A 475-nucleotide genomic window follows, 5' to 3' on the forward strand; every position below is an offset into this window, starting at 1 on the left:
GGCTGGTCTATCTGCTCTGCGCCCTGGCCCTGGGCGCGCGCTTCCTCGACTGGGCCTGGGCGCTCTACTGTGACAGCCGGCCACATGCGGCGATAAAGACCTTCAAGTACTCTATCGTCTACCTGTTCCTGCTGTTCATGGCGCTGCTGGTGGACCACTATCTGCCGCTGAAGCTGCTTCTCTGATCCCACTCTAGAGCCTTGCCCACCCATGACTCGAGTCAACAAGACCGTCCTCGTCCTCGTCGCCCTGGTCGCCCTGGTCCTCGGCCTCACCGTGCACAAGGTGCTCACCGCCCAGCGCCAGGCCGATCCCACCGTGCTGCTCGACGCCGGCATCGTGATCCTGCCGCAGACGCGCAAGGTGCCGGCGCTGGAGTTCACCAACCAGGACGGCCAGGCGGTCAGCACCGCCAGTCTCAAGGGTCGCTGGCACCTGCTGTTCTTCGGCTACACCTTCTGCCCCGATGTCTGCC

1 protein-coding gene and 1 pseudogene are annotated in these 475 nt (G+C 64.6%); both read left to right on the forward strand.

Going from position 1 to position 475, the window contains the following annotated elements; all coding sequences use genetic code 11:
- The coding region (locus ACLJNW_RS23165) for a hypothetical protein (protein WP_410961080.1) at positions 1 to 185 on the forward strand (185 nt) is incomplete at its 5' end.
- A gap of 25 nt (positions 186 to 210) precedes the next feature.
- Positions 211 to 475 (forward strand): annotated as a pseudogene (senC, locus tag ACLJNW_RS23170) (cytochrome c oxidase copper chaperone SenC); the annotation flags it as partial.

Source organism: Salmonella sp. SAL4457 (genome assembly GCF_046548235.1).
Lineage (GTDB): Bacteria > Pseudomonadota > Gammaproteobacteria > Enterobacterales > Enterobacteriaceae > Salmonella > Salmonella enterica.